Genomic DNA, 6,156 nt, shown 5'->3' with positions numbered 1-6,156 from the left:
GTATACTGGTAAGTTTTGCTTAGGTACGACCCTATTGCTTCTTCCGTAATTATAACCAAGATAAAACCGAGGTGTCAATGAAATTAGTGGGTGAAAAAGGCTTTGTAATAGGTTGTTACAACGATTGGTTTTCTCGATGGCGCTTTTCCCTCCCAAAATATTGAATAAACTCCGTATATTATGACGAGCTATCCGAGCAATTACCGTTCGTCGAAGTGTATATTTTCATTCGACTGAGTTACTTATACAATTTAGAGAGCGATCGTTTTCGATCGGGCAGGAGATCGAGTTGAAGCAACTACAAATAAATCGAGGTGACAACGGCAGTTGATTCGAGAGGATCGTAAATCTGCAATCGACGACCCGCCAGGCTCTTTAAACAGCTCTACGAGTCAGATACAGGGTGGGCACTTTTCTAGTCGTTGTCGGTTAGCGAGTAGCTTTCGGGTTTGCAGTTGGGGCACAAATCTAAAATTCAGAACTCGCGCGAAAAAACGGCTCACCTCACCCTAAAATTCATTGGCAGTAAAATCATCATGGACAGATCGAAATGAGACGAGTTGCGATCGCTAAAGACACCCTCAAAATTCTCGAATCGGGTTGCTATCAAACACCCAGCGGAACTCACATCGATGTATCGTCCGAAATCCGCACTTGTTTGCAGCAAACTCAACCCTACAATCCCGATAAATTATCCGCGATCGAACGCGAAATTCTCTACCATCCTCCGCAGTTTTCCGTGACAAACTTTGACGTCAAAAATGAAACCACGTTAACCGGGGCAAAATGGATGGCAGAATCGGGAGAATTCAAAAAAATTGCCGTGCTCAATTTTGCATCAGCGAAGAATCCCGGCGGTGGTTTCCTCGGCGGCGCACAAGCCCAAGAAGAAAGCCTCGCTCGCAGTTCTGCTCTCTATTTCAGTCTCATGCAATGCCCCCACCACTACGAATTTCATCGGGCAAATCGATCGCTTTTATATTCCCATCGCATCATCTATTCTCCCCATTGCCCGGTATTTAAAACAGATAATGGAACCTTATTAGAACAGCCCTATTTTGTCGATTTCATCACCAGTCCCGCACCCAATGCCGGAGCGATTGCCCGGAATCAGCCGAAGTTCGTTTGCGATATTCCCGAAGTTTTGCGCGATCGCGGTAGAAAAGTCCTCGCACTTGCCGCTCATCATGGCTGCGATGCTTTAGTTTTAGGAGCTTGGGGTTGTGGTGTATTTCGCAACGAGCCGGCGATGGTTGCGCAAACATTTGCCGATTCTTTGTTACCCGATGGGGAATTTTGGGGTCGGTTTAAAAGCGTTCTATTTTCCGTTCTCGATTCGACGAAGAAGAGAAGAATATTTTCTGAGTTCGATCGAAGATTTATAGCACACTTCAAGGACGAGAGAAACAACTCGGAGTATTAGATTTGCGTCTGAAAAGCATATATCTCAGTCTTTCAATATGTCAATCTGATTTACAATATCTTGATTCAGAAAATTTGAAAATATTTATGATTGCAAATTTTTACAATTTCATTACCATATGAATTTTGAATTTTAAAATCAAAAAATATTTTCTCATAAAAGTTTTTATTTTCATTTTTAGCCTTCATTTAAAGATTATATTTTGCTCTTGAGGACTAAAAAAAAAGTTGCTAGGTTGGTGCGACACTCATCCCAAAATGATTTAGAAGTTCACCTTGACCTATGAAAATTCGTTTTAATTTTCTAACCGTTGCCACCAGTTTTATTGTTGGTTCGATCGCCTTGAGTCCAATCCCCGTTCGAGCGGAAATCTTTACTCGATCGTTTTCCGTTCAGATTCAGGGAGGAATATGGGGAGATGGAATCTATTCCGGACAGGAATTTCAAGGATATTTTAGCTACGACGACAAACAAATTTACCAATTTTGGGGTAATACAGGTTTTGCATTAACGGATTTTTCGTTTAATTTTCCTGGATTCTCCGAGTTTCTTCCTGATAGTTTTCCTCAAAATGGTTTTGAAAATGTATTTACTTTTGCCGTTCCAGTTTGGGACGAAACACGGCAAAGTTTAGCGCTATTTTATGCCCCCGGTCCGATTGGTAACGGAGAAAATAATGCTTTCTCTTTATTTGACGATCGCTTTATGTATGGTGAAACGATTTGGTTAGGAAATTCAATGCGAGTCAATGGCTCGGGAATCGTTACCTATAGCGAAGTAATCAATACATCCGTTCCCGAACCGGGAAGTACTGCTGCGTTATTCTCTTTTCTCGGTTTTGGAGTACTTGGGTTGGTGAAGAACAAAACGAGTTAACCGACACGATTCATAACATTTGACGATCGCCACCCAAAGCCCCGCCTGATATCAAGTCGGGGTAAACACCCACAATTAAGCGGCGATGGCAGAGACTCATCTCATTGACATGCACTTTTCTCTCCCCGCAGTTCATCTATACGAATCGAAGAAATAGGTTTTTTCCATTCCCCATTCCCCATGATTGAAAATGTGTAACGAAACCGGCGCGAACTGCTATAGCCATACCACTTTGGCTGCCACGGTCACCGGGGCAGATATCCCCTCACCAACTCAGGTTGACGACTAGTGGCTGTTGAATACAAGCGCCGATCTCAAATGGATTCTACAAGGTTCCGGCTTCTGCTTTCTTGGTTTCCTCTGCTTTCATCCGCAACAATTGCGGTAGGGTAACAAACCGATAGCCTTGTTTTTGCAGCGCCTCAATAATCTGCGGCAGCGCCTGTACCGTCGCCTCTCGCGGACCCCCTCCATCGTGTAAAAGGACGAGTGCCCCAGGATGGATGCCCCCAATCACCCGCTCGGCAATTCCCCCGATATTTAACCTATAGTCGAGACTATCCAAAGACCACATCGCCACCGCGTAATTATTTCGAGCTGCATAGTCCACTAAACCATTAGTCAGAACGCCTCCCGGCGGACGGAACAGCCGAGTTTGTACCCCTGTTAACTCCTTGAGAAGATCCGCCGTGCGTCCGAGTTCTGCGGCAGCCGTCGCATCATCGATGACGTGATAGTCATGGTGCCAGGTATGATTGCCCACGGCGTGACCTTCTTCCACGATTCGCTTCATCAAGTCGGGATAGGCTTCCATATGACTGCCGACGACGAAAAAGGTACTGGGGATTTGGTACTTCTTCAAAATATCCAACACGCGGGGCGTATCGGGCATCGGACCGTCGTCAAAGGTCAACGCGACGACTTTCTCACCGCTGAGCAACTCAACTTTTTCAAAGGTTTGTCCCTGGAACTGAGCCGGAATCGCATAACTATTGGCAGGAGTCAAAGAAGCTTCCAACAGAACCAGTTGAGCGTCGATGGTCTCGAGTTGACTTGCCACTGCTCCTTTGAGCATCGGCACGTCTGAGGGTAGGGGATAAGTTGGAGCTTCATCCGGTACGGACGGCTTGCTAAAAGCAAATAGCTTCTGAGGCAAGGGTTGAAATGCCAATAGCAAAGCACTGAGATTGGCGATACCTGTAAAGAGAAAAAGGTTTCGTAGAGGATGGCGCTGCCGGAGGGGTCGGTTTCGGTATGTCATAGAAAGATCGGTCTATGTCGAGATCGGGTTGGGTGACAGATGTCTCAATCTGTTAACCAGACTTGGGGTGAATCTGCGGTAGCCGCACGAGATGACTCGATCGAGTTTTAACGTTCGAGCTTGGGGTATCTTCGCACAAGTTCGCAGTCAACGACCACCTAAAAGACGAGTCCACTATTAGCATCCAGTCCCATGAGGAACATTCCGCAAATGCTTCATTATTTTGGGTTTCGCGCAAACAGCTTCGGCACGGCAACACTCATTGGCTCGCTCTCGGAAGAGACAACCTGACGAGCAACACGACTGGTTTGCGACGTCTATTGGGCTGGACTATGAATAATTTACCCCGTTATCCGAACAATTCTGTCGCCGTCTCAAAAAATTCGGGTCTCTCGGGGGGATGGAGATATGGGGTGAGGGGGGAAAGCGTCGCCCTTAATCCATTGTTAATTGTTGATTCTCAATTGTCCATTGCAAGCGCCCGGTTCCCCCGATCGGTAAACTATGTTAAATTTAGTTAAGAATATTAGCAAGCTGCTACATTCGCTTGACTCAATTGCGATTGAGCTTACAGCCTATAAGGTTCCCAGAGTCAAAGCTGTGGCTTTAGCATCATTCATTAGAATAGAGGCTAAGTAAAATTTGCTTTACATCTCGTAGAGCGAGTAACGGTTTTTAATTGTGATATAGAGGCGATCGCCGATGAAATCTTCTTGGAGAGTTATATTATTGTGGGCCCTACCGGTTCTGGTTATCGGGTTCTTCCTATGGCAGGGTGCGTTCGGTTCGACGACAGTTGCCGCTGGTAACAATGCCGCCGCCACTCGCATGAGCTACGGACGGTTCCTAGACTACCTGAATGCCGGACGCATTACCAGCGTTGACCTGTATGAAGGGGGACGCACGGCGATCGTCGAGGCGATCGATCCCCAACTCGACAACCGCCTGCAACGGCTGCGGGTCGATCTTCCCAGCAACTCCCCGGAACTGATCGCTCAGCTTCGGGCATCCGACATCAACTTCGATACCCACCCCATCCGCAACGATGGCGCGATTTGGGGATTGTTGGGAAATTTGGTGTTTCCCTTCCTCTTAATCGTCGGTTTGTTCTTCCTGTTCCGTCGTTCGGGTAACGCTCCCGGCGGTCCCGGCCAGGCGATGAACTTCGGCAAATCGAAAGCGCGTTTCCAGATGGAAGCCAAAACCGGCGTTCTCTTCGATGACGTCGCTGGAATCGAAGAAGCCAAGGAAGAACTGCAAGAAGTCGTGACCTTCCTCAAAAAGCCCGAACGCTTCACCGCCGTTGGCGCCAGAATTCCTAAAGGCGTGCTGCTGGTTGGCCCTCCTGGAACGGGTAAAACCCTCCTCGCTAAAGCCATTGCGGGTGAAGCCGGTGTACCTTTCTTCAGCATCTCCGGTTCGGAATTTGTGGAGATGTTCGTTGGGGTAGGTGCGTCCCGCGTTCGCGACCTATTTAAGAAAGCCAAGGAAAACGCACCTTGCATCATCTTCATCGATGAAATCGACGCCGTTGGACGTCAGCGCGGTGCCGGTATCGGTGGCGGTAACGACGAACGGGAACAAACCCTAAACCAACTCCTCACGGAAATGGACGGCTTCGAGGGCAACACCGGCATTATCATTATTGCCGCCACCAACCGTCCCGACGTGCTCGATTCGGCGCTGCTGCGTCCGGGACGTTTCGATCGCCAAGTGACAGTAGATGCCCCCGACATTAAGGGTCGTCTCTCGGTTCTGGAAGTTCACGCTCGCAATAAGAAGCTGTCCGATGAAATCGCTTTAGAAGCGATCGCCCGTCGCACCCCCGGCTTTACCGGTGCGGATTTGGCCAACTTGCTCAACGAAGCCGCCATTCTCACCGCACGCCGTCGCAAAGAAGCCATCACCATGGCCGAAATCGACGATGCAGTCGATCGAGTCGTTGCCGGGATGGAAGGTACGCCCCTCGTCGATAGCAAGAGCAAGCGCTTGATTGCCTATCACGAAGTCGGTCACGCCATCGTCGGGACCCTGCTTAAAGCTCACGATCCGGTGCAGAAAGTTACCCTCATTCCCCGAGGACAAGCCCAAGGTCTAACCTGGTTTACCCCGGCTGAAGACCAAACCCTGATTTCCCGCGCTCAAATTCTCGCCCGCATCAAGGGTGCGTTAGGTGGTCGCGCTGCGGAAGAAGCTATTTTCGGCGATTCGGAAGTCACCACCGGTGCGGGGAACGACTTGCAGCAGGTGACGGGAATGGCTCGTCAGATGGTGACGCGCTTCGGAATGTCAGATTTGGGACCGCTGTCTCTCGAAAGCCAGCAAGGTGAGGTATTCTTGGGTCGCGACTTGATGACGCGCTCCGAGTATTCGGAAAAAATTGCCTCTCGCATTGACGCCCAAGTTCGGGAAATTGTCGAGCATTGCTACAAAGAAACCGTGCAAATCGTACAGGACAACCGCTCGGCCGTCGATCGCTTGGTGGACTTGCTCATCGAGAAAGAAACCATCGATGGCGAAGAGTTCCGCCAAATCGTGGCCGAATACACTGAGGTTCCCGATAAAGAACAGTACGTGCCTCAGCTGTAATCGCTCG

Annotated in this window: 4 protein-coding genes; 3 read left to right on the top strand and 1 reads right to left on the bottom strand. The window is 48.7% G+C overall.

Going from position 1 to position 6,156, the window contains the following annotated elements:
- Positions 1-550 precede the first annotated feature (550 nt).
- Positions 551-1,423 (top strand): TIGR02452 family protein, encoded by an 873-nt coding sequence (locus tag AC2215_RS06765; RefSeq protein WP_486809206.1) that lies wholly within the window; start codon positions 551-553, stop codon positions 1,421-1,423.
- A gap of 282 nt (positions 1,424-1,705) precedes the next feature.
- Complete coding sequence (locus tag AC2215_RS06760; RefSeq protein WP_486809205.1) at positions 1,706-2,299, top strand: hypothetical protein; 594 nt, start codon at positions 1,706-1,708, stop codon at positions 2,297-2,299.
- 325 nt (positions 2,300-2,624) lie between these two features.
- Here the strand turns inward: AC2215_RS06760 and AC2215_RS06755 are convergent, their stop codons facing one another.
- Entirely contained in the window at positions 2,625-3,560 is a 936-nt protein-coding gene (locus tag AC2215_RS06755) for a polysaccharide deacetylase family protein (protein ID WP_486809204.1), read from the bottom strand.
- A 702-nt stretch (positions 3,561-4,262) separates the two neighbouring features.
- Here AC2215_RS06755 and ftsH2 point away from each other — a divergent pair.
- Entirely contained in the window at positions 4,263-6,149 is a 1,887-nt protein-coding gene (gene ftsH2, locus AC2215_RS06750) for an ATP-dependent zinc metalloprotease FtsH2 (protein ID WP_486809203.1), read from the top strand.
- Positions 6,150-6,156 lie beyond the last annotated feature (7 nt).

This window comes from Zarconia sp. (genome assembly GCF_057467645.1).
This window is presented reverse-complemented; position numbering and strand designations above follow the sequence as displayed.